Origin of the sequence: Pseudomonas maioricensis (genome assembly GCF_022790535.1) — a bacterium.
Taxonomy (GTDB): domain Bacteria; phylum Pseudomonadota; class Gammaproteobacteria; order Pseudomonadales; family Pseudomonadaceae; genus Aquipseudomonas; species Aquipseudomonas maioricensis.
Genome location: NZ_LOHG01000003.1, coordinates 234,229 through 255,130 on the forward strand (window position 1 = coordinate 234,229; position 20,902 = coordinate 255,130).

Here is a 20,902-nt window from a genome sequence, read left to right on the forward strand (position 1 = left end):
AGAAAATGCATTTCAATCCAGTAGATTGCATGTTGTTTGATGAGCGCGCTCCTACAGGGCCTCTCGAACGTTATTCAAACAAAGCATCCAGCGCCTGCTCCAGGCGCGTCACCGCAATAATCTGCAAACCCGGCGGGGCTTCTTTCGGCGCATTGCCTTTCGGTACGATTGCCCGCTTGAAGCCATGTTTGGCCGCTTCTTTGAGGCGCTCCTGGCCACTCGGAACCGGACGCACTTCACCAGACAGCCCCACTTCACCAAACACCAGCAAGTCATGAGGCAACGGACGGTTACGCAGACTGGACATCACCGCGGCCATCAACGCCAGGTCCGACGCTGTTTCCAGTACTTTGACGCCCCCCACCACGTTAAGGAAAACATCCTGATCGTGAGTTGGAATGCCACCGTGACGATGCAGGACCGCCAGCAGCATCGCCAGACGATTCTGATCCAGGCCTAATGTCACACGGCGCGGATTGGACATGTGACTGTCATCCACCAACGCCTGAACCTCCACCAGCATCGGCCGCGTGCCTTCCCAGGTTGCCATCACCACACTGCCGGGGACTTCTTCCTGAGCGCGTGTCAGGAAAATCGCCGACGGGTTGGAGACTTCCTTCAGCCCCTTGTCGGTCATGCCAAATACACCCAGCTCATTGACCGCACCAAAGCGGTTCTTCACGGCACGCAGCAACCGCAGACGCCCGTCAGACTCGCCTTCGAAGTAGAGAACCGTATCCACCATGTGCTCAAGCACTCGCGGTCCCGCCAGAGCGCCCTCTTTGGTAACGTGGCCGACCAGGAAAATCGCCGTACCGCTTTGCTTCGCGTAACGCACCAGCAAAGCCGCGCTTTCGCGAACTTGCGAAACACCGCCCGGCGCAGACTGCAGTTGCTCGGTAAAAATCGTCTGAATCGAGTCGATCACCATCACCTTGGGCTTTTCAACCTTGGCGGTGGCAATGATGTTTTCGATACAGGTTTCGGTCATCACCTGAAGCTTGTCCTGAGGCAGCCCCAGACGACGCGCGCGCATCGCCACTTGCTGCTGGGACTCTTCCCCGGTGACGTACAACGCCGGCATGCGTTCGGCAATGTTGCACAGGGTCTGCAGGAGGATAGTGGACTTGCCGATTCCCGGATCGCCGCCGATCAGCACCACCGAACCATCGACCAGCCCGCCGCCAAGCACGCGGTCCAGCTCGGCGGAGTTGGTGGAGAAGCGTGGTATCTCCTCAATGCTGACCTCAGCCAGCGTACGGATCTGCGTTTGCTGCCCGGTCCAGCCGGAACGCCCGCTCGGAGGCGCTGCGCTGCCGCTTTCCAGCACGGTTTCAACCAATGTGTTCCAGGCGCCGCATTCGCCGCACTGCCCGGCCCACTTGGGAAAGGTCGCACCGCACTCAGTGCAGCCATACAAGCGTTTGGCCTTGGCCATGACAACCCCGTCGGTAAAAGTTGGCAATCATAACGCAGCTGCTACCTGTACGTCGGTAAGCCTGCTCCATCAGGTTTTTAAGGAATTTCATAAAACTTCGTCAGAAAAGCCCGGTCGATTGCAGAGTGCCCAGCGCAACGCGTGCAGCTGACTTACACTGCACTGGACAATCTCATCAGTTACAAGGAATGACCCATGAGCGTACTAAGCGAGTTCAAAGCCTTTGCCGTCAAAGGTAACGTGGTCGATATGGCCGTCGGTATCATCATTGGTGCGGCATTCGGCAAGATCGTTTCGTCGTTCGTCGGCGATGTCATAATGCCGCCTCTGGGGCTGCTGATCGGCGGTGTGGACTTCAGTGACCTCGCCGTTATTCTCAGACCTGCAGAAGGTGCGGCCCCTGCGGTAGTGCTGGCCTACGGCAAGTTCATCCAGACAGTGATCGACTTCATCATCGTCGCCTTCGCCATCTTCATGGGCGTAAAAGCGATCAATCGCCTCAAACGCGAAGAAGCCAAAGCGCCCACCCTGCCACCGACTCCGACCAAGCAGGAACTGCTGCTGGGCGAGATTCGCGACCTGCTCAAAGAACAGCATCAGCCGTCGGCACCGATTACCGTTGATCCGAAGCATCCGATTTGAATCGATAGAGGCCTGAATGCGGACTTGTAGGAGTGAGCTTGCTCGCGATCACGGTAGACCTGTAAAGAAATTACTGTCTGGCCTGACGCTATCGCGAGCAAGCTCGCTCCTACAGAGAAGCGGCGCTGTTACCAATAATTCTCGACAACCACCTGCCCCGGCCGACGCGTCAGGTTCAGGTTCATGTCGCGTGCTTTAAGTAGCGCGCGCGTGTCTTCGATCATCTGCGGGTTGCCGCAGATCATCACGCGAGACTGCTCAGGATTCAGCGGCAGACCGGCAGCTTTCTCCAGCTCGCCGTTCTCGATCAACTGCGTGATCCGGCCATTCAGTGCGCCTGCAATCTGCTCGCGTGTGACCACCGGCAGGTAGATCAGCTTGTCGGCATACTCGGCGAGATAATCGCGCTCTGTCAGCCCAGCGATCAGTTGCTGATACGCAAGCTCCTTCTCCTCCCGGGCGCTGTACACCAGAACGATCCGCTCGAATTTCTCCCAGACCTCGAAGTCCTGCAGGATCGACAGAAACGGCGCGACACCAGTGCCTGTGGATAACAGCCACAGGTCCCGCCCGTCCGTAAACCTGTCCACAGTCAGGTAACCCGTCGCCAGTTTTTCGATGAGTAGCGTGTCGCCTTCACGCAGTCGGCTCAGCTCGCTCGTAAACTCGCCACCCGGCACCACAATGGAGAAGAACTCCAGAAACTCGTCATGAGGTGAAGAAGCCATTGAATAGGCACGCCAAACGATACTGCCGTCCGGCTTGGTGACGCCCAGACGCGCAAACTGTCCGGCCCGGAAGCGAAAGCCCGGATCACGGGTTGTTCGCAACGTGAACAGACTTGGGGTCAACGGCGTGACGTTTAGCAGCGTCTGGCGGGTGTACTTTTCTTCACTGGCGGTCATGGTCGAACCTGACTCCTGCACGTATTCGGATGCGCCCAGTGTCCCGCAAAGTGCAGTGGATAAACACCGCCGGTTTGTAGTGACATCCTCGATACGTTGCTCTGGTCTCGCGTTTAGACTGTTTCAGTCTTGGGTCTATAGCGGTGGATTCAAACGCTGGCCTTACGAACCGGGGAAAACCCTACCCTGCAACGGCTTGGCGTTGTGACCTGTTATCTGCGGGATAAAACGCCAGTACTCCACCTGTCCGTGATCACAGCGAGGCGAAGTTGCGGTAAGGGATTCTTCCTACACTAGAGAAGTGAGGCAAACGGGAAATAACTGACACAGCACGGAGGCTACAAAATGGGTGGCACGTCTCTTGAGGCCCTGCACAGGTACGACGTCAAGCCGCTGACTGCGAGGGAAGTCGAAATACTGAAATGGACGGCCGAAGGAAAAACAGCGGGCGACATCGCCGTTATTCTGAGTCTGAAGGAGCGTACCGTACATTTTCATATGGCCAACGCGATCGTGAAGATGGGGGCCTGCAACAAGACAGCGGCAGTGGTACAGGCGGCGCTCAGAGGAATGTTTTGAAGCAACCGCTCACCGACACGTGCCAAGCGCCAAAAAGCACGTAAAATCCCCTTCCTCTACCAGCCCGCTGTCATGGGCTTAGGTGACCAATCGTCGATTGACCAGAGTTTCCCCGCCCATGCCGTTGCTTGATACTCCGTTCGCCCAGCTTGATCTTATCCGCCAACCGGAACAGCAAGATGAACCGCTCCAAGCGTTCGACGCTGCTGATGAATATCTGCTCAATTACGTGGCGGAGCATGGCCTGACGCTGCAAAGCAAGGTGCTGGTGCTTAACGACAGCTTCGGCGCGCTGGCAGTCAGCCTTGCTCAGCATGCGACGGTCACCAGCAGCACTGACTCTTATCTGGCGGCTCATGGCTTGCAGAAAAACCTGGTGCGCAATGGCATGGCCTACGATGCGGTAACGCTGGTGCCCGCCAGCAACGCCGCCATTGGCCCTTTCGACTGGGTGCTGATTCGTGTACCAAAAACCCTCGCCTTGCTGGAGGAGCAATTGATACGCCTGCAAGGCCAATTGGCTCCCGGAGCCCGGGTCGTCGCAGCCGCGATGGTCAAGCATCTCCCTCGTTCGGCCGGAGATCTGCTGGAAGAATACGTCGGCCCGGTCAGCGCGTCCCTCGCAGTGAAAAAAGCCAGGCTGCTGTTCGCGACGCCACAACCCAAAGAACTGGCCTCTTCGCCCTACCCGACCCGCTACACACTGGATGAGCCTGTGATCGAGCTGGTGAACCACGCCAACGTGTTCTGCCGTGAAGGGCTGGACATTGGCACCCGTGCATTTCTGCCTTATCTGCCAAATAATCTGGGCAACGCCCGGGTTGCGGACCTCGGTTGCGGTAATGGCGTATTGGCGATTGCCAGCGCTCTGGTCAACCCCCAAGCGCAGTACACGCTGGTGGACGAGTCATACATGGCGGTGCAGTCGGCAGAGCAGAACTGGCGCGCGGCACTGGGCGACCGTGAAGTCGTGATGCGCGCCGATGACGGCCTGGCAGGTCAGGAACCAGACTCTCTGGATGTGGTGTTATGCAACCCGCCTTTCCACCAACAGCAGGTGGTGGGTGATTTCCTGGCGTGGCGCATGTTCCAGCAGTCTCGTGCCGCGCTGGTTCCAGGTGGCGCGTTGTATGTGGTGGGCAATCGTCATCTGGGCTACCACACCAAACTGGCAAGGCTGTTTCGTGGCGTAGAGCAAGTCGCCGCAACGCCGAAGTTTGTGATTCTTAAAGCGCGCAAGTAATAACCCCGGGCCCTAACCATACCCCTGTAGGAGCTGCCGAAGGTTGCGAACGCGTTTTACCTGATAAACCGCAGTTCGCAGCCTTCATCAGCTCCTACAGGATCAATATCGGGATGGTAAAAAAAACCCTCCAGTGGAGGGTTGTAAAACCGCGTCGATGGGACGCGGGATGGGATTAGAAATCAGTGGGTCGTCAAACCAGCAGCGTTCATGAACAGCCGCAATACGCTGGCGACGATGAACAGCGCGAACACGCTCGCAGCCCAGATGCCAGCCAACCATGCCAGACGCTGCCACAACGGTTTTTTCAACGCCGGGTCTTGCTCATCATGAAAAGATTCTTTGCCTGACATCGCCAGTCTCTCCTCTACTGATAGCCCCAACGCCGGGCGTTGGGGCAGATATCTGCTAGTGGTAGCCGTCTTCGTGGGTCACCTTGCCGCGGAACACGTAGTAGCTCCAGAAGGTGTAACCCAGGATGAACGGGATGATGAACAGCGTGCCCACCAGCATGAAGCCCTGACTCTGCGGTGGCGATGAAGCCTCCCAGATAGAGATCGATGGCGGGATGATGTTTGGCCACAAGCTGATACCCAGACCGCTGTAGCCAAGGAAAATCAGCAGCAGGGTCAACAGGAACGGCGTGTAGTTAGCGTTACGAGCCACAGCTTTGAACAAGCCATACATGGTTACCAGCACCAGAATCGGCACGGGCAGGAACCAGAACAGGTTCGGCAGTGTGAACCAGCGGTTAGCGATGTCGGGGTGAGCCAACGGCGTCCAAAGGCTTACCACGCCCATCACAACCAACACCGCGATTGCCAATGGACGAGCCAGATCATGCATGGCTTTTTGCAGTGCACCTTCGGTCTTCATGATCAACCAGGTGCAACCCAGTAGCGCATAAGCCACGATCAATGCAAGGCCGCAGAACATGGAAAACGGGGTGAGCCAATCCAGGCCACCACCTGCAAACTGGCGATCAACCACCGGAATGCCATCGATAAACGCGCCCAGTGCAACACCCTGAAAGAACGTCGCTGCCAGTGAACCGCCGATGAAAGCCTTGTCCCACAGGTGACGTTTCTCATCAGTAGCCTTGAAGCGGAACTCAAACGCCACACCGCGGAAGATGAGGCCGATCAGCATCAGGATCAACGGCAGGTAAAGCGCCGACAACACCACCGAGTAAGCCAGCGGGAAAGCGCCGAACAAACCGGCGCCGCCCAATACCAGCCAGGTCTCGTTGCCGTCCCAGACCGGAGCGACGGTGTTCATCATGACGTCACGGTCGGTCTTGTCCTTCATGAACGGGAAGAGAATCCCGATCCCGAGGTCGAAGCCGTCCATGACCACGTACATCATTACGCCGAAGATAATGATGATTGCCCAGATAAGTGGAAGATCAATACCCATGACTCAATTCCCCTTATTCAGGCTGTCGTGGTTAAGCGAGTCTTCGTTGCCTTCTTCAGCAGCGGAGAGCGGACGAGCCGGAGTACGTTGCTGACCTGGGCCACCGGTAGGCTGATGGTCCTCATGAACCTTCGGACCTTTACGCACCAGACGCATCATGTAGCCAAGGCCTGCGCCAAACAGCACGAAATAGACCACGACGAACAAGACCAGGGTAATGCTCATCTGCGCAACGCTATGACCGGATGAAGCATCAGCCGTGCGCATCAGACCGTAAACAACCCACGGCTGACGGCCGATTTCAGTGGTGAACCAGCCTGCCAGGATCGCGATCAGGCCTGATGGGCCCATCCACAAGGCCAGGTAAAGGAACGCGCGGGACTGATACAGCGTGCCGCGCTTGCGCAGCCATAGGCTCCACAGACCGGTGAAGATCATCAGGAAGCCTAGGCCCACCATGACCCGGAACGACCAGAACACGACAGTCGAGTTGGGACGGTCTTCGGGCTTGAACTCTTTCAGCGCCGGGACTTGTTTGTCCAGGCTGTGCGTCAGGATCAGGCTGCCCAGGTACGGGATTTCAACCGCGTACTTGGTGCGCTCTTCTTTCATGTCCGGCCAGCCGAACAGGATCAACGGCGTTGGCTCATCGCCAACGTTTTCCCAGTGGCCTTCAATGGCAGCGATTTTTGCCGGCTGATGCTTGAGGGTATTCAAACCATGGAAGTCACCGACCACTGCCTGCAGTGGCGCGACCAGCAAGGCCATCCACATGGCCATCGACAGCATCTTGCGGATCTGCGGCGTGTCGCGACCGCGGAGCAAGTGCCACGCTGCGGACGAACCGACGAAGAATGCGGTCGCCACGAATGCAGCGATGGACATGTGCGCAAGACGGTAAGGGAACGACGGGTTGAACACCACTGCGAACCAGTCGGTAGGGATGACCCGACCGTCGATGATTTCGTAACCCTGCGGGGTCTGCATCCAGCTATTGGAAGACAGAATCCAGAAGGTAGAGATCAGGGTGCCGATGGCGACCATGACCGTGGAGAAAAAGTGCAGGTTGCGGCCGACGCGGTTCCAGCCGAACAGCATCACGCCCAGGAAACCGGCTTCGAGGAAGAACGCCGTGAGCACTTCGTACGTCAGCAGCGGCCCGGTGACGGCCCCGGCAAAGTCGGAGAAGCGGCTCCAGTTCGTACCAAACTGATACGCCATGACCAGACCGGAAACCACGCCCATGCCGAAGTTGACGGCAAAGATCTTCGACCAGAAATGGTAAAGGTCGCGATAGACGTTGTTGTGGGTCTTGAGCCACAGGCCTTCGAGCACGGCCAGGTAACTTGCCAGACCAATGGTGATGGCAGGAAACAGGATGTGGAACGAAATGGTAAACGCGAACTGAATTCGGGCGAGCTCAATTGCATCCAAACCGAACATTAGGTCTTCCTCTATCAGGTGATACGGCCGGCGACCCTGGGGTCAGCAGCCACTGCCCCCCACTGGTAAGGAGCGCGGCAGGTTGAAAACGTTCTGGGCTTTGGATGAAAAGTAACCAGACTTTTCCGGCCGCCCATCGCGCAACCTTGAATCCGTCAAGTCGTCTGCCGTTTCTTTTGCCTTGCGGGCATTGACGCAGATCAACTGACTGTCAAAGAGTAGTCTCATTCGAGCGTTTCGGACGTGTGGTCTTTTGCCGCGTGGCGAGTTGTCTCACCGCTCTAAATCAAGCTGTCTCCGGCCCGTCACAACATCTGCCGCCGTAGGCTCCACTGACACAGCCGCTGAAAAAAACTCTTTTTTAGGATCCAATCTGTCAGGCTTTTCATGCAACTAACTGTTACAAACTGATAATCTGGCGGCTCTCCCCTGCCTGGCTGTTGTTGCTCATGTCGACTCAAGCCCCTGTGTTACTGCGCCACCACCGTCCGTTCGTCGCTTTCTGGTTCGCCCGTATCTTCACCGCCAGCGGTTTTCAAATGCTGACGGTGGCCATTGGCTGGAATCTTTATCAGTTGACCGGCAACGTGCTGGACCTGGGCCTGGTGGGTCTGGTGGAGTTCGCGCCGCGCGTACTTTTCATGCTCCACACCGGGCATGTGGCGGATCGTTACGACCGACGCAAAGTGGCCGCTATCTGCCAGACCGCGCAAGCGTGCATTGCGCTAGCGCTGTTCATCGGCAGCAGCACCGACAGCGTGACACGGGAAATGATCTTCATCCTGGCCTTCGCGCTGGGGGCTTCGCGCTCGTTCGAGATGCCGACTACTCAAGCCTTGCTACCGAGTATCGTGCCGCCCGCGCTGTTTCCCCGTGCTGTGGCTGCGGCGCAGTCCGCGCAGCAATCGGCAACCATCGTCGCGCCTGCACTGGGCGGTTTTCTGTATGCCTTTGGCAGTAGTTGGGTGTACGGGCCAACGGTGCTGCTCTATGTGATCGCCTGTTCGCTGATGCTCAGCCTGCCTGCCCGTCAGACACCGCTGAACAAGAACAAGGCGACGCTGGATTCGCTGCTGGCCGGGATCCGCTTCATCCGCAGCCGTCCGGATGTGCTCGGCGCTATTTCGCTGGACCTGTTCGCCGTGCTTCTGGGCGGCGCGACAGCACTGTTACCGGTCTTTGCCAAAGACATCCTGCTAACCGGACCGTGGGGTCTGGGTATGCTGCGCTCGGCACCGGCAGTCGGCGCGCTGGCGATGTCGTTGTGGCTCGCGCACTTCAATGTCGAACGCCATGTAGGGCGCGTGATGTTTACCGCTGTCGGCGTGTTCGGGGTGGCGACCATCGCTTTCGGCCTGTCTACCTCGTTCTGGTTTTCCATGGCCGTGTTGGTGGTGCTTGGCGCAGCGGACATGATCAGCATGGTGATCCGCGCGTCCTTCGTCCAACTGGAAACCCCGGATGAAATGCGTGGCCGGGTCAGCGCGGTCAACGGTCTATTCATCGGCGCCTCGAATCAACTCGGCGAGTTTGAATCAGGCCTCACTGCCCATTGGTTTGGCGTGGTCCCGGCTGTCGTCATGGGCGGCGTCGGCACCCTGGCCGTGACCGGCATCTGGATAAAGCTGTTCCCGACCCTGGCCAACCGCGACCGCATGCGCGATGTGGTGGCCGAGGCGGAAGAGCAAAACAGCGTACCCACGCGATGAATCCGTAGGAGCGCCGAAGGCTGCGAATCGCGGTGATTCAGATAAACCGATTCGCAGCCTTCGGCAGCTCCTACAAGATCATCCGGCGCAGGGCATTGATCAATCGTTCGTAGGATTGATCTGCTTCAACCGCCAGTCCCTTGGCGCGCAAGTAGCCGTGCACCAACCCCTCCCCTGCGTCAAAAACAGTCGAGACTCCCGCTTTGCGAAGACGCTGCTCATAAGCCACGCCGTCATCATGCAGAGGATCAAACTGCGCAACACCGATAAATGCCGGGGCAAGCCCGCTGAAATCGTCGGCAAGCAAAGGCATGGCATACGGCGACTGAAAATCTTCAGGCCGGCTCAGGTACAACGCCCAGCAATCGTCCATTTCGGCACTACTCAACAAAGGTGCGTCGGCGCATGCACTACGCGATGGCAAATCTTCCTCGCTCCCCAGTGCCGGGTAAATCAGCGCCTGACCTTTGGGCTGTGGATAACCTCCATCACGCAATGCCAGACACAGGGCCGCAGCAAGATTGCCTCCCGCACTGTCACCCGCGACAGCGACCCGGGAAGCATCAATGCCCAACCAGTCAGCCTGCGCCTGAACCGCATGCCATACCGCCACACAATCCTCAAACGGCGCAGGGAAGGGATGTTCAGGTGCCAACCGGTAATCCACTGCAATCACCACGCATCTCACATCAACCGCCAATGCCGCCGTGATGAAGTCATGGGAATCGAGGCCGCCCACGATCCATCCACCGCCGTGCAGGTAAATCACGCAGGGAGCGGCCGTTTCCGCAGGCAGATGTGCCGGGCGATAAAGACGAACCGGCACGTCAGCCAGCTGGAAATCCGTCACCTCAAGCCCTGCCGGACGAGGCACGTCGAATGCCTGGGACATCCGCGTATACGCCGCACGATGGCCGGGGTAGTCGGACGCGGTAGAAGCCAGACTCAACGTTTTATCAACAAAGGCTCTGAGTTCTGGGGACAACGGGTAGCGATCGTTCATAAGGCTGGCCTTCACCCTGTGGGAGCAGAGCTTGCTCGCGATAGGATATACAAGCACCTGCTTACTTGTTGACCGCCGCCATCACCACCGGCGCCGCATCCTTGCCATCAAACGTAGTGACCCCTGCCAGCCATCGTTTCAGGTCCTGAGGATTGTCCTTGAGCCACTGTCGGGCAACTTCGTCCGGGGCTTTGCGGTCCACGATGGGCACCATCATCTGGCTCTCCTGAGCTGCGGTGAAGGTCAGATTGCTCAGCAACTTGCTGACATTCGGGCAGCGTTGTGCGTAGTCCGGTGCCGTAACGGTAGACACTGTGGCCGCGCCCTCTCCCGGCCCGAATACATCTTCGCTCCCGGTCAGATACGCCAGCTTCATGTTGATATTCATCGGATGCGGGGTCCAGCCGACAAACACCACCCACTCGCCGCGCTTGACCGCACGCGCCACCGCCGCGAGCATTCCGGCCTCGCCAGACTCCACTAGCTGGAACCCACCCAGCCCGAATTGATTCTTGTCGATCATGCCCTTGATATTGGCGTTGGCACCGGTCCCTGGCTCAATGCCATAGATCTTGCCGCCGAGCTTGTCTTTGAATTTTGCGATATCACCAAATGTCTTCAGGCCTCCCGCAGCGACATAATCGGGCACTGCCAAGGTAGCCTGAGCATCGCTCATGCTCGGCTTATCGAGCACCTTCACCTGGTTGGCAGCCACAAACGGCGCGATGTTCTTGTCCATCGCGGGCTTCCAGTAACCGAGGAATATGTCGAGTCGATCATCGCGCAAACCGCCAAAAATGATCTGTTGGGCGGCACTGGTCTGCTTGACGTCGTATCCCATATTCTTGAGCAACACTTCAGCGACCGCGCTGGTCGCCACAACGTCAGTCCAGTTCACCACGCCCATACGCACGTTCTGGCACTTGGCGGGCTCGGCCGCCAGCAAAGCAGTACTGCTCATCATCAGGACACCGCAACTGATATGACGGATAAATCTGTTCATGCACGCTTCCTCGGTCGGCAGGTCGTTTTTTTGATTTTTTGATTATTCGAACAACTGCGGCCATGCGAATGCGGCACGCGACAACAACTTACCCAGCAGCACGCAGCGCAAAGCGCACCAGCGCGACCTGTGCTTGCACTCTGGCGACATTGACACAATGCATTACGTCGGCGCGGCTCGGTATCTGATGCGCCGTGGCGCCTCACTCACCAACAGTTGGTTCCTACCAAAGAACATTCACAAATCTGATTTGGAATGCTTTTACTGTAGGAGCTGACGAAGGCTGCGAGGCTTTCTTCCTGACACACTGCTATCGCAGCCTTCGGCAGCTCCTACAGGTCCATGGTTGCCCCCAAACAACGCGCGGTGGACTTAAAGCACCTTATCCAGCGTAATCGGGAAGTCCCGAACGCGCTTGCCAGTGGCGTGATAAACCGCGTTGGCAACCGCCGCTGCGACACCAACGATGCCAATTTCACCCACCCCCTTGGAACCCAGCGCATTGACGATCGTGTCATTTTCTTCGACGAAAATCACATCAATGTCGCCGATGTCGGCGTTAACCGGGATGTGGTATTCCGCAAGGCTGTGATTCATGAAGCGCCCCAGCGTGTGATCGCTCTGGGTCTCTTCCTGCAAAGCCATGCCGAGCCCCCATACCACGCCGCCGAGGATCTGGCTGCGAGCCATTTTCGGGTTGACCACTCGACCTGCCGCGACCGCGCTGACTACCCGGCTGACACGAATCGTGCCCAGGTCTTCATCGACCAGCACCTCGACAAATACTGCCGAATGAGTAGCTGTGGCATAACCCTCTCGCTTCGCATCCGGCTCGGCATCCACCTGAACCTGCAGACCTTCAGGCCAACTGCTCAGCACCTCACTAAGTGCCAATTGATGATCGCCCAACGACACGTACCCATTGGCCACGGTCATTTGCTCGACCTGTGCGGCATGAAACTTCGCATCAATCTGCCCCGCTGCTACGAACAACTTCTCGCGCAACGCCTTGCTGGCTTGCTGCACAGCGCTCCCCACAGAAGAGACAGTGAACGAACCACCTTGCAGAGGTGCCGTAGGCAATGAAGAGTCGCCAAGCAGGAAGGTCGTATCTTCTACGGACACACCCGCAGCCTCTGCCGCAATCTGGGTCATGACCGTATAAGTGCCGGTGCCGATATCGGTGGTCGCGCTACTGACCGTCAGCTTGCCCTGCGCATCGATATGCGCCTTGGCGCTGGCTTTCATCTGCATGGCTTCCCAGACACCACCCGCCATGCCCCACCCTATGAGCTGTCGACCTTCGCGCATGCTGCGTGGCTCAGGATTACGATGACTCCAGCCAAAGCGATCAGCGCCTTGGGCGTAGCAGGCACGCAACTGCTTGCTGGAGTACGGTTTGTCTTCATTGCCATTACGTTCGGCATAGTTGGCCAAACGCAGCTGTACCGGGTCCATCGCCAACGCAATTGCCAACTCGTCCATGGCACATTCCAGGCCGATCAGGCCCAGCGCAGCCCCGGGGGCGCGCATGTCCAGCGGGGTGTATACGTCCAGCGGCGCCAGCTTGTAGGTGAGTTCAACGTTGTCGCACTTATAGAGCATGCCGCTCCATTCCACGACGTGCTCGCTGAAATCTTCAAAACGAGACGTCTGGCCGATTGCCTCGTGCCCGACGGCCAGCAACCGACCGTCACCTGTCGCGCCCAGACGCAGGTGCTGCAACGTGCGCGGACGATAGCCAAAGGTGAACATCTGTTGCCGAGTCAGGGTTACGCGCACCGAACGTTTCAGCTCCAGCGCCGCCATCACCGCCAGCGGCAGTTGATACTGCGGACGCAGACCCGAGCCAAAAGCCCCGCCAACAAACGCAGCCAGCACCTGAATCTTGTCTTTATCAATGCCGAAGACCTTGTGCAGATAGTCCTGGCAGTTTTGCGGGCCTTGAGTCTTGTCGTGAACCTGCAGGCGGCCATCGTCCTTGTAAAAAACCGTCGAGGCATGGGGTTCCATCGGGTTGTGATGTTCGACCGGGGTGCTGTAGTGCACATCGACAGTCGACGCGGCATTGGCGAATTCCGTCTGAAAGTCACCGCGAGGCTTGGGTAACTCAGCGGGCGCGGCGAAAGCGTCTTCCTGCACCACCAACAGATCGGTCTCGTGCGCCTCGACCAGATACTCGATGCGCACCAGAGAACCGGCATAACGCGCCAGCTCAAGGGTTTCGGCAACGACAAGGGCCAGCGGCTGACCGCTGTACATCACTCGATCGTTATATAGCGGACGGAATGGCGAACCGTCAGCGGAGTCCGCGTCTTCGTAACTCTCGTCGTAGCTGGCCAGTTTGGGACGATTCTTGTGATCGAGGACCATCAATACGCCCGGCACACGCAGCGCGTCGGTAATGTCGATATGCGTCACACGGCCACGGGCGATGGTGCTGGAGACGACACTGCCGTGCAGCAGGCCGGTTTCAGGGTACTCGCCAGCATAACGCGCCTGGCCAGTGACTTTGAGCTTGCCATCAACCCGGTCCAGCGCTTGGCCCAGTGGCGAAACAGGCGTGTTCATCAGGCGTCTCCTCCTACGGCTGCATCGCTGAGGGCGCGAATGATCGCCCGACGTGCCAGTCTGACTTTAAAGGCGTTGTGCTCCAGCGGTTCGGCGTCAGCCAGCAGAGCGTCTGCGGCGGCGGCGAAGTTCTCGCGGGAGACGGGCTTGCCGATCAGCATTTGCTCGACGACCTTATCGCGCCATGGCTTGTGAGCCACGCCACCCAATGCCAGGCGCACATCGCGGATGACATCGCCATCAAGCTCAAGTGATGCAGCAACTGATATCAACGCAAAGGCATAGGAAGCGCGATCGCGAATTTTCAGGTACTTGCCCTGCCCTGCAAAGCCAGGCGCTGGCAGCTCAACGGCGGTAATCAGCTCGTCGTCGGCCAGTTGGTTATCGCGCTGAGGCGCATCGCCAGGCAGGCGGTGGAAGTCAGCAAATTCAATGGTGCGCTGACCGGCTCGGCCCTGAACGTGGACCACGGCTTCCAGCGCTGCCAGGGCCACACACATATCCGAAGGATGAGTGGCGACGCATTCATCACTGGCCCCAAGAATCGCGTGAATCCGGTTCAGACCATCACGCGCCGGGCAGCCACTGCCGGGCTCACGTTTGTTGCAAGGCACGGTGGAGTCATAAAAGTAGTAGCAACGCGTGCGCTGCAGCAGGTTGCCGCCCGTGCTCGCCATGTTGCGCAACTGCGGCGACGCACCAGCCAATACTGCCTGGGACAGCAATGAGTAGCGCTCTTCGATCAATGGATGCCAGGCCAGATCGGCGTTGCTCACCAAAGCACCAATCATCAGACCACCGTCGGCCGTTTCGCTGACGGTGTTCAGTGGCAACCGGGTGATGTCGATCAAATGCTCGGGACGATCGATATTTTCTTTCATCAGGTCGAGCAGATTCGTGCCGCCCGCGATAAACCGGGTCGCTGCGCCGCTCAGGTTAACGGCTTCGTTGACACTGGTCGGGCGGCTGTAAGTAAAGGGATTCATCGGCTGCCCCCCGCTTTCTCGAAGCTGGCCATCTGCGGCAGCGCTTCTTCCACGGCCGCGAGGATGTTGCTGTACGCGCCGCAACGGCACAGATTGCCGCTCATCAGTTCCTGTATTTCTGCGGGGCTTTGAGCCTTGCCCTCGTTGGCCAGGCCTACAGCGGAGCAGATCTGCCCCGGCGTGCAGTAGCCACACTGGAAGGCGTCATGTTTGATAAAGGCTTGCTGCATCGGGTGCAACTGGTCGCCGTCAGCCAGCCCTTCAATGGTGGTCAGTTCGGCGCCATCGCACATGATCGCCAGCGTCAGGCAGGCGTTGATGCGCTTGCCGTCGCGCAACACAGTGCACGCGCCACATTGACCGTGATCGCAGCCTTTTTTGGTGCCGATCAGATCAAGCTGGTCCCGAAGCAGGTCCAGCAATGTGGTCCACGGCTGAACGTTAAGCTGTCGCGGCTGACCATTGAGGGTCAGGCATATCGCGTGACCAGCGAAATCCTGGGGGGTCGGTGAACTCATGGGAACCTCACGGTAGGTACTCGTACAGCGCAGTTTTCTGCGTCTTAAGGGGTACGACTCGCGGGGTTTGGCAATCGTTCAGGGTTTGTTGACGGGCGTGAATTCAGGCGGTGGTGTGTGATTTGGACGGCATCGGGGCAATAAACGATGATGCAGAGAGTCTTCTGGCCGCGTCTCATGTATCGCGAGCAAGCACCGCTCCCACAGGATGCACGCCAGCCTGTGAGCCAGGATTCACACAGGAATTTGAGCCAGACGCTGACCTGTGGGAGCGGTGCTTGCCCGCGATGCAGTCGATGAGATCTACAGCGAACCGCTGCCCAGCGCTGTTTCAGAGAAATCTCAAGAATGCAGCAACCCACCAGTCATCGGCAGGCAGTCACAAACACATTCGGCTGGTATGATGCGCGGCTTTTTCCGACCAGCACAAAATCCGCGGGCCGCTTCGGCAGTCTGTGCTTTGCTGTTCTAGTCGATTCATTCACGGCGCAGGCGCGTCACCGGGAGCCAGACATGCTGGAACGGCTGTTTCAACTCAAGGCACACAACACCAACGTGCGCACCGAGATTCTCGCGGGCGTCACGACCTTTCTGGCGATGGCCTACATCCTGTTCGTCAACCCAAGCATCCTCGGCGCAACCGGCATGGACAAGGGCGCGCTGTTCGTCGCCACGTGCCTGGCCGCAGCCATTGGTTCGGCGACCATGGGCATCATCGCCAACTACCCGATCGCGCTTGCGCCGGGCATGGGCCTGAATGCGTTCTTCACCTACACCGTTGTGCTGCACATGGGCCATACCTGGCAGGTCGCACTGGGAGCGGTATTTATTTCGGCCGTGATGTTTTTCATCCTGTCGATCTTTCGCATCCGTGAATGGATCATCAACAGCATCCCGCTGCCGCTGCGCTCGGCGATTGCCGCAGGCATCGGTCTGTTTCTGGCGTTGATCGCCCTGCACAACGCCGGCATCGTGGTCAGCAACCCGGCCACCATGGTCGGCATGGGTGATCTGAAGCAACCGGCACCGGTTCTCGCGACGCTGGGTTTCTTCCTGATCGTCGCGCTGGAAAAACTGAACGTTCGTGGCGCTGTACTGATCGGTATTCTGGCCGTGACCATCGTCTCGATTCTGCTGGGCTTCACGCCATTCGGCGGCGTGGTCTCGATGCCACCTTCGCTGGCGCCGACCTTCTTGCAACTGGACATCAAGGGCGCCTTTGATGTCGGCTTGATCAGCGTGATCTTCGCCTTCCTCTTCGTCGATCTGTTCGACAACTCCGGCACCTTGATCGGCGTCGCCAAACGCGCCGGGCTGATGGACAAGAACGGTCACATGCCGAAGATGGGCCGTGCGTTGATCGCCGACAGCACGGCCGCCATGGCCGGTTCGCTGTTGGGCACCTCGACCACCACCAGTTACATCGAATCAGCTGCTGGCGTGAGTGCGGGCGGCCGTACCGGTCTGACCGCCATCGTCGTCGCAATCCTGTTCCTGCTGGCGTTGTTCTTCGCGCCTTTGGCAAGCAGTGTTCCGGCGTTTGCCACAGCTCCTGCCCTGCTGTTCGTTGCGGTGCTGATGACCTCCGGTCTGGCCGAAATCGACTGGGATGATCTGTCGGTTGCAGCGCCTGTCGTGATCACTGCACTGGCGATGCCCTTCACCTATTCCATCGCCAATGGCATCGCCTTTGGTTTCATCGCCTGGACAGGCATCAAGCTGTTGTCGGGCCGGTGGCGTGAGCTGAATCCCGCGCTGGTGATCCTGTCGATTCTGTTCGTTATCAAATTGGGTTGGTTCCCTGCATGAGTGCAAGCATTCCTTTCGATCCTGCGAGCTACGACAGTCAGCTCCAGGCCAAAGCCGACCGCCTGCGTGAACTGCTCGCGCCGTTCGACGCGCCCGAGCCTCAAGTCTTCGATTCGCCTACGGCCAACTATCGGCTGCGCGCCGAGTTCCGCCTGTGGCGCGAAGACCAGAAGCGTCATTACGCGATGTTCACCCCGGGCGACAACAAGAACCCGATCCTGCTGGATGGGCTGCCCATCGCCAGCCTGCGCATCAACGCCTTGATGCCGGTGCTGCGCGACCGCTGGGAAGCCAGCAAGGTGCTCAACCACAAGCTGTTCCAGGTGGACTTTCTGACCACGCTGGCGGGCGATGCGATGATCACCCTGTGTTATCACCGCCCGCTGGCCGACGAGTGGATGGCCGAGGCTGAAAAGCTTGCCGCCGAGCTGGACGTGAGCCTGATTGGCCGCTCCAAAGGTCAGCGTCTGGTGATAGGTCGTGATTACGTGACTGAAGAGCTTGAAGTCGCTGGTCGCACCTTTAGTTACCGTCAACCTGAAGGCGCGTTCACTCAGCCAAACGGGACTGTGAACCAGAAGATGCTCGACTGGGCTTACGCCGCGTTGGGCGACCGTGAAGATGATTTGCTGGAGCTGTATTGCGGCAACGGCAACTTCACCCTGCCGCTGGCGACCCGCGTGCGCAAAGTGCTGGCCACCGAGATCAGCAAAACTTCGGTAAACGCCGCATTGAGCAACCTGGCCGACAATGCTGTGGATAACGTCACGCTGGTGCGCTTATCCGCTGAGGAGCTGACTCAGGCACTGAATGAAGTGCGTCCGTTCCGACGCCTGAATGGCGTGGACCTGAAGAGCTACGATTTCGGCAGCGTTTTCGTCGACCCGCCCCGCGCCGGAATGGACCCGGACACCTGCGAGCTGACTCGCCGCTTCGAACGCATCCTGTACATCTCGTGCAACCCGGAAACCCTGGCCGCGAACATCGCCCAACTCAACGACACGCATCGTGTCGAGCGTTGCGCGCTGTTTGATCAGTTTCCGTATACCCACCATATGGAGTCCGGGGTGTTGCTGGTCCGCCGCTGATGCTCTTGTAGGAGCTGCCGAAGGCTGCGAAAGCGGAGTGTCAGGTAAATCGCTCTCGCAGCCTTCGGCAGCTCCTACAAGGGTTCACCTACACCCGGTCACAACGCCTTTATCTGCCCAATCCCCACCGCCTGTGGCCCCTCGACAATCCCGTTCTCCAACGGTGCACCAAACGCATCCAGGCTGATCTGGAAACGATCACCGGGCCGGGTTTTCACGCCGTCGGCAAACGACAGGGTCGCGGTGCCGAAGTAGTGAATGTGCACATCCCCCGGGCGCAGGAACTGCGCGTATTTGAAGTGGTGATACTCAAGGTTTGCCAGGCTGTGACACATGTTGTCTTCGCCACTCAGGAACTCCTTCTCCCAGAGCACCTGCCCGTCACGCAGCACACGGCTCATGCCGGACAGATGCCGCGGCAGTTCGCCCACCCGCAACTCCGGGCCATAAGCGCAATACCGCAGTTTGGAATGTGCGAGGTACAGGTAATTGCGGCGCTCCATGACATGGTCGGAAAACTCGTTACCCAAGGCATAGCCCAAACGATAAGGCTGGCCGTCGTCGCCGATCACATACAGGCCCGTCAGCTCAGGCTCCTCGCCCGCATCCTCAGCAAATGATGGCACCGGAAAATCAGCCCCCGGCCGCACGACGATGCTGCCATCGCCTTTGTAGAACCATTCGGGTTGAGCACCGACCTGACCCGCCGCTGGCTTGCCGCCCTCGATGCCCCACTTGAAGATTTTCATGGTGTCGGTCATGCCCGCTTCGACCTGACCGTCATGCTGATGCATCTTGTCCCGTGCCGAAGCGCTGCCCAGGTGGGTCAGACCCGTGCCACTGATCAGGCAATGGGCCGGATCTTCGTGATCCAGTGGTGGCAGGATCTGGCGGTTGTGCAGCAATGAAGCGTAATCCGGGCCGGGCTCAGTGCCACGGCTGGCCACTTCATCGGCCAGGCTTTTACCGGCGCGAGTCGCCGTCAACGCCAACTCGCGGGTGCTTTGGGTTTCACGTACGACGTTGACCCGGTCACCGTCGACGACGCCGACCTGGCGTTGACCGGATTGGGTTTCAAATTGGATAAGGCGCATGGTTATCTCCACAAAATTAGATTTGTAGGAGTGAGCTTGCTCGCGAAGGGCCAGACCTGCCTCTAGAGATGCATCGGATGTACCGACATCATCGCGAGCAAGCTCACTCCTACAATCGAGCATTACTCGATAATGTTGAAATCGCTCAGGTACTCGTCGGAGATTTCCAGCCCCAGACCCGGCTTGTCGTCGTCCAGCTGGATATAACCGTTGACCGGCTGCGGCTCGCCCTTGAACACGTAGTAGAACAACTCGTTACCCACCTCGACGTCGAATACCGGGAAGAACTCGGCCATCGGCGACGCGGTGGTGGACATGGTCAGGTGATAGTTGTGCATCTGCCCGGCATGGGGGATCACTGGCACCGACCACGCTTCGGCCATGGCGTTGATCTTGCGGGCAGCGGTGATACCACCGACGCGATTGGTGTCGTACTGAATCACGTCTACAGCGCGGCGCTCCAGCAGATCCTTGAAGCCGTACGAAGTGAATTCGTGCTCGCCACCCGAGATCGGCATGATGCCCATCTTCTTCAGCTCGATATAACCTTCGATGTCATCGGCGATCACCGGTTCTTCCAGCCAGCGCGGTTCGAACTCGGCGAGTTTCGGCAGCATGCGACGGGCGTATTCCAGGGTCCAGCCCATGTAGCACTCAAGCATGATGTCTACGTCCGGGCCAGCCAGCTCACGCAGCGCGCGCACTTGCTCGATGTTGCGACGCATGCCCGCCGGACCGTCTTTAGGGCCATAACCGAAGCGCATTTTCAACGCAGTGAAACCTTGATTCAGGTAGCCCTGAGCCTCCTCAAGGAACAGGTCGAGGTTGTCATTGGCATAGAGCTTGGAGGCGTAGGTCCAGATCTTCTCCTTGGTACGCCCGCCCAGCAGTTTGAAGACCGGCTTGTTCACGGCCTTGCCCATGATGTCCCAGATGGCAATGTCGATGGCCGAGATAGCCGCCATGCCGATGCCTTTACGGCCCCAGGCGTGGCTCTGGCGATACATTTTTTGCCAGATGTATTCGTTGTCAAACGGGTCTTCGCCAATGGCGATGGGTGCCAGGTAAGTGTCGATGATTTCTTTGGCCACACGCGGTGCCAAAGCGCAGTTACCGATACCGACGATACCGCTGTCAGTCTCGACTTCAACAACCAGCCAGCCATGAAAACGGAACGAGCCCATGGCGTCGCCACGCTCGAAAAGAATATCGCTGGCGTTGGTGCAGAAGTGCGCTTGAGGGGGTACGACTTTGCCTTTCCATTCGAAGACGCGGGTACGGATCGCTTTGATTTTCATGGACTGCTTTTCCTTGTGTGCCGGTATGTCCTGCATGGCGCGGGACCGGCTTTTTGTAGTTGTTGATCGACAGGTCGATGGGGAAATTTAGCCAGCTGCGAGAGGTGTCGGCTAATCACTTATGCGTATCCAGTGATAGCCTGGGGTGATCGGTTTG

18 protein-coding genes are annotated in these 20,902 nt (G+C 58.5%); 6 read left to right on the plus strand and 12 right to left on the minus strand.

Going from position 1 to position 20,902, the window contains the following annotated elements; genetic code table 11:
- Window positions 1–70 precede the first annotated feature (70 nt).
- Window positions 71–1,438, minus strand: coding sequence for a DNA repair protein RadA (gene radA / locus AUC61_RS06420; protein ID WP_243245064.1), 1,368 nt, complete (start codon window positions 1,436–1,438; stop codon window positions 71–73).
- A gap of 195 nt (window positions 1,439–1,633) precedes the next feature.
- Here radA and mscL point away from each other — a divergent pair, with 195 nt between their 5' ends.
- The gene (mscL, locus tag AUC61_RS06425; protein WP_243245066.1) at window positions 1,634–2,080 is read left to right on the plus strand and encodes a large-conductance mechanosensitive channel protein MscL; all 447 of its coding nucleotides are present in this window, start codon (window positions 1,634–1,636) and stop codon (window positions 2,078–2,080) included.
- A 128-nt stretch (window positions 2,081–2,208) separates the two neighbouring features.
- Here mscL and AUC61_RS06430 read toward each other — a convergent pair whose 3' ends face one another.
- A complete protein-coding gene (locus AUC61_RS06430) occupies window positions 2,209–2,985 on the minus strand; it encodes a ferredoxin--NADP reductase (RefSeq protein ID WP_243245067.1) in 777 nt (258 codons plus the stop codon).
- Window positions 2,986–3,330: 345 nt separating this feature from the next.
- On the opposite strand from AUC61_RS06430, the gene AUC61_RS06435 reads away from it, so the two are divergent.
- Together AUC61_RS06435 and AUC61_RS06440 are read left to right on the plus strand one after the other, a co-directional pair.
- Window positions 3,331–3,564: a LuxR C-terminal-related transcriptional regulator gene (locus tag AUC61_RS06435; RefSeq protein WP_243245069.1), complete on the plus strand. Its 234-nt coding sequence runs from the start codon at window positions 3,331–3,333 to the stop codon at window positions 3,562–3,564.
- Between the two features lie 118 nt (window positions 3,565–3,682).
- On the plus strand, window positions 3,683–4,807 hold the full coding sequence (locus AUC61_RS06440) for a methyltransferase (protein ID WP_243245071.1): 1,125 nt from the start codon (window positions 3,683–3,685) through the stop codon (window positions 4,805–4,807).
- Between the two features lie 182 nt (window positions 4,808–4,989).
- Here AUC61_RS06440 and AUC61_RS06445 read toward each other — a convergent pair whose 3' ends face one another.
- The 3 genes from AUC61_RS06445 to AUC61_RS06455 are packed head-to-tail and all read right to left on the minus strand — an operon-like array spanning window position 4,990 to window position 7,666.
- Window positions 4,990–5,160, minus strand: a complete 171-nt coding sequence (locus AUC61_RS06445; protein ID WP_087272625.1) for a DUF2474 domain-containing protein — start codon at window positions 5,158–5,160, stop codon at window positions 4,990–4,992.
- Between the two features lie 55 nt (window positions 5,161–5,215).
- Window positions 5,216–6,223 (minus strand): cytochrome d ubiquinol oxidase subunit II, encoded by a 1,008-nt coding sequence (gene cydB / locus AUC61_RS06450; RefSeq protein WP_122662984.1) that lies wholly within the window; start codon window positions 6,221–6,223, stop codon window positions 5,216–5,218.
- A gap of 3 nt (window positions 6,224–6,226) precedes the next feature.
- Window positions 6,227–7,666, minus strand: a complete 1,440-nt coding sequence (locus AUC61_RS06455) for a cytochrome ubiquinol oxidase subunit I (protein ID WP_243245073.1) — start codon at window positions 7,664–7,666, stop codon at window positions 6,227–6,229.
- 449 nt (window positions 7,667–8,115) lie between these two features.
- Here AUC61_RS06455 and AUC61_RS06460 point away from each other — a divergent pair, with 449 nt between their 5' ends.
- Window positions 8,116–9,375 (plus strand): MFS transporter, encoded by a 1,260-nt coding sequence (locus AUC61_RS06460; RefSeq protein ID WP_243245075.1) that lies wholly within the window; start codon window positions 8,116–8,118, stop codon window positions 9,373–9,375.
- A gap of 70 nt (window positions 9,376–9,445) precedes the next feature.
- Here AUC61_RS06460 and AUC61_RS06465 read toward each other — a convergent pair whose 3' ends face one another.
- The 5 genes from AUC61_RS06465 to AUC61_RS06485 all read right to left on the minus strand — a co-directional run bounded on the left by AUC61_RS06465 (window position 9,446) and on the right by AUC61_RS06485 (window position 15,456).
- A complete protein-coding gene (locus AUC61_RS06465; protein ID WP_243245077.1) occupies window positions 9,446–10,378 on the minus strand; it encodes an alpha/beta hydrolase in 933 nt (310 codons plus the stop codon).
- Between the two features lie 61 nt (window positions 10,379–10,439).
- Window positions 10,440–11,381 (minus strand): choline ABC transporter substrate-binding protein, encoded by a 942-nt coding sequence (locus AUC61_RS06470; protein ID WP_243245079.1) that lies wholly within the window; start codon window positions 11,379–11,381, stop codon window positions 10,440–10,442.
- Between the two features lie 372 nt (window positions 11,382–11,753).
- A complete protein-coding gene (locus AUC61_RS06475; RefSeq protein ID WP_243245081.1) occupies window positions 11,754–13,952 on the minus strand; it encodes a xanthine dehydrogenase family protein molybdopterin-binding subunit in 2,199 nt (732 codons plus the stop codon).
- A complete protein-coding gene (locus tag AUC61_RS06480; protein ID WP_243245083.1) occupies window positions 13,952–14,938 on the minus strand; it encodes an FAD binding domain-containing protein in 987 nt (328 codons plus the stop codon). The genes AUC61_RS06475 and AUC61_RS06480 overlap by 1 nt, the downstream gene beginning before the upstream one ends.
- Entirely contained in the window at window positions 14,935–15,456 is a 522-nt protein-coding gene (locus AUC61_RS06485; protein WP_243245084.1) for a (2Fe-2S)-binding protein, read from the minus strand. The genes AUC61_RS06480 and AUC61_RS06485 overlap by 4 nt, the downstream gene beginning before the upstream one ends.
- A gap of 513 nt (window positions 15,457–15,969) precedes the next feature.
- On the opposite strand from AUC61_RS06485, the gene AUC61_RS06490 reads away from it, so the two are divergent.
- A complete protein-coding gene (locus AUC61_RS06490; protein WP_243245086.1) occupies window positions 15,970–17,265 on the plus strand; it encodes an NCS2 family permease in 1,296 nt (431 codons plus the stop codon).
- Window positions 17,262–18,353, plus strand: a complete 1,092-nt coding sequence (gene trmA / locus AUC61_RS06495; RefSeq protein ID WP_243245089.1) for a tRNA (uridine(54)-C5)-methyltransferase TrmA — start codon at window positions 17,262–17,264, stop codon at window positions 18,351–18,353. The genes AUC61_RS06490 and trmA overlap by 4 nt, the downstream gene beginning before the upstream one ends.
- Before the next feature lie 98 nt (window positions 18,354–18,451).
- On the opposite strand, the gene araD1 is transcribed toward trmA, so the two are convergent.
- Window positions 18,452–19,447 carry an AraD1 family protein gene (araD1, locus tag AUC61_RS06500; protein WP_243245092.1) on the minus strand — a complete coding sequence of 332 codons (996 nt, stop codon included), beginning with the start codon at window positions 19,445–19,447 and terminating at the stop codon, window positions 18,452–18,454.
- A gap of 122 nt (window positions 19,448–19,569) precedes the next feature.
- Window positions 19,570–20,745, minus strand: coding sequence for an L-rhamnonate dehydratase (locus AUC61_RS06505; protein ID WP_243245093.1), 1,176 nt, complete (start codon window positions 20,743–20,745; stop codon window positions 19,570–19,572).
- Window positions 20,746–20,902: the final 157 nt, after the last annotated feature.

Coding starts and splice junctions, on each gene's coding strand:
- radA (WP_243245064.1), bottom strand. CDS start 1,438: ATGGCCAAGGCCAAACGCTTGTATGGCTGCACTGAGTGCGGTGCGACC.
- mscL (WP_243245066.1), top strand. CDS start 1,634: ATGAGCGTACTAAGCGAGTTCAAAGCCTTTGCCGTCAAAGGTAACGTG.
- AUC61_RS06430 (WP_243245067.1), bottom strand. CDS start 2,985: ATGACCGCCAGTGAAGAAAAGTACACCCGCCAGACGCTGCTAAACGTC.
- AUC61_RS06435 (WP_243245069.1), top strand. CDS start 3,331: ATGGGTGGCACGTCTCTTGAGGCCCTGCACAGGTACGACGTCAAGCCG.
- AUC61_RS06440 (WP_243245071.1), top strand. CDS start 3,683: ATGCCGTTGCTTGATACTCCGTTCGCCCAGCTTGATCTTATCCGCCAA.
- AUC61_RS06445 (WP_087272625.1), bottom strand. CDS start 5,160: ATGTCAGGCAAAGAATCTTTTCATGATGAGCAAGACCCGGCGTTGAAA.
- cydB (WP_122662984.1), bottom strand. CDS start 6,223: ATGGGTATTGATCTTCCACTTATCTGGGCAATCATCATTATCTTCGGC.
- AUC61_RS06455 (WP_243245073.1), bottom strand. CDS start 7,666: ATGTTCGGTTTGGATGCAATTGAGCTCGCCCGAATTCAGTTCGCGTTT.
- AUC61_RS06460 (WP_243245075.1), top strand. CDS start 8,116: ATGTCGACTCAAGCCCCTGTGTTACTGCGCCACCACCGTCCGTTCGTC.
- AUC61_RS06465 (WP_243245077.1), bottom strand. CDS start 10,378: ATGAACGATCGCTACCCGTTGTCCCCAGAACTCAGAGCCTTTGTTGAT.
- AUC61_RS06470 (WP_243245079.1), bottom strand. CDS start 11,381: ATGAACAGATTTATCCGTCATATCAGTTGCGGTGTCCTGATGATGAGC.
- AUC61_RS06475 (WP_243245081.1), bottom strand. CDS start 13,952: ATGAACACGCCTGTTTCGCCACTGGGCCAAGCGCTGGACCGGGTTGAT.
- AUC61_RS06480 (WP_243245083.1), bottom strand. CDS start 14,938: ATGAATCCCTTTACTTACAGCCGCCCGACCAGTGTCAACGAAGCCGTT.
- AUC61_RS06485 (WP_243245084.1), bottom strand. CDS start 15,456: ATGAGTTCACCGACCCCCCAGGATTTCGCTGGTCACGCGATATGCCTG.
- AUC61_RS06490 (WP_243245086.1), top strand. CDS start 15,970: ATGCTGGAACGGCTGTTTCAACTCAAGGCACACAACACCAACGTGCGC.
- trmA (WP_243245089.1), top strand. CDS start 17,262: ATGAGTGCAAGCATTCCTTTCGATCCTGCGAGCTACGACAGTCAGCTC.
- araD1 (WP_243245092.1), bottom strand. CDS start 19,447: ATGCGCCTTATCCAATTTGAAACCCAATCCGGTCAACGCCAGGTCGGC.
- AUC61_RS06505 (WP_243245093.1), bottom strand. CDS start 20,745: ATGAAAATCAAAGCGATCCGTACCCGCGTCTTCGAATGGAAAGGCAAA.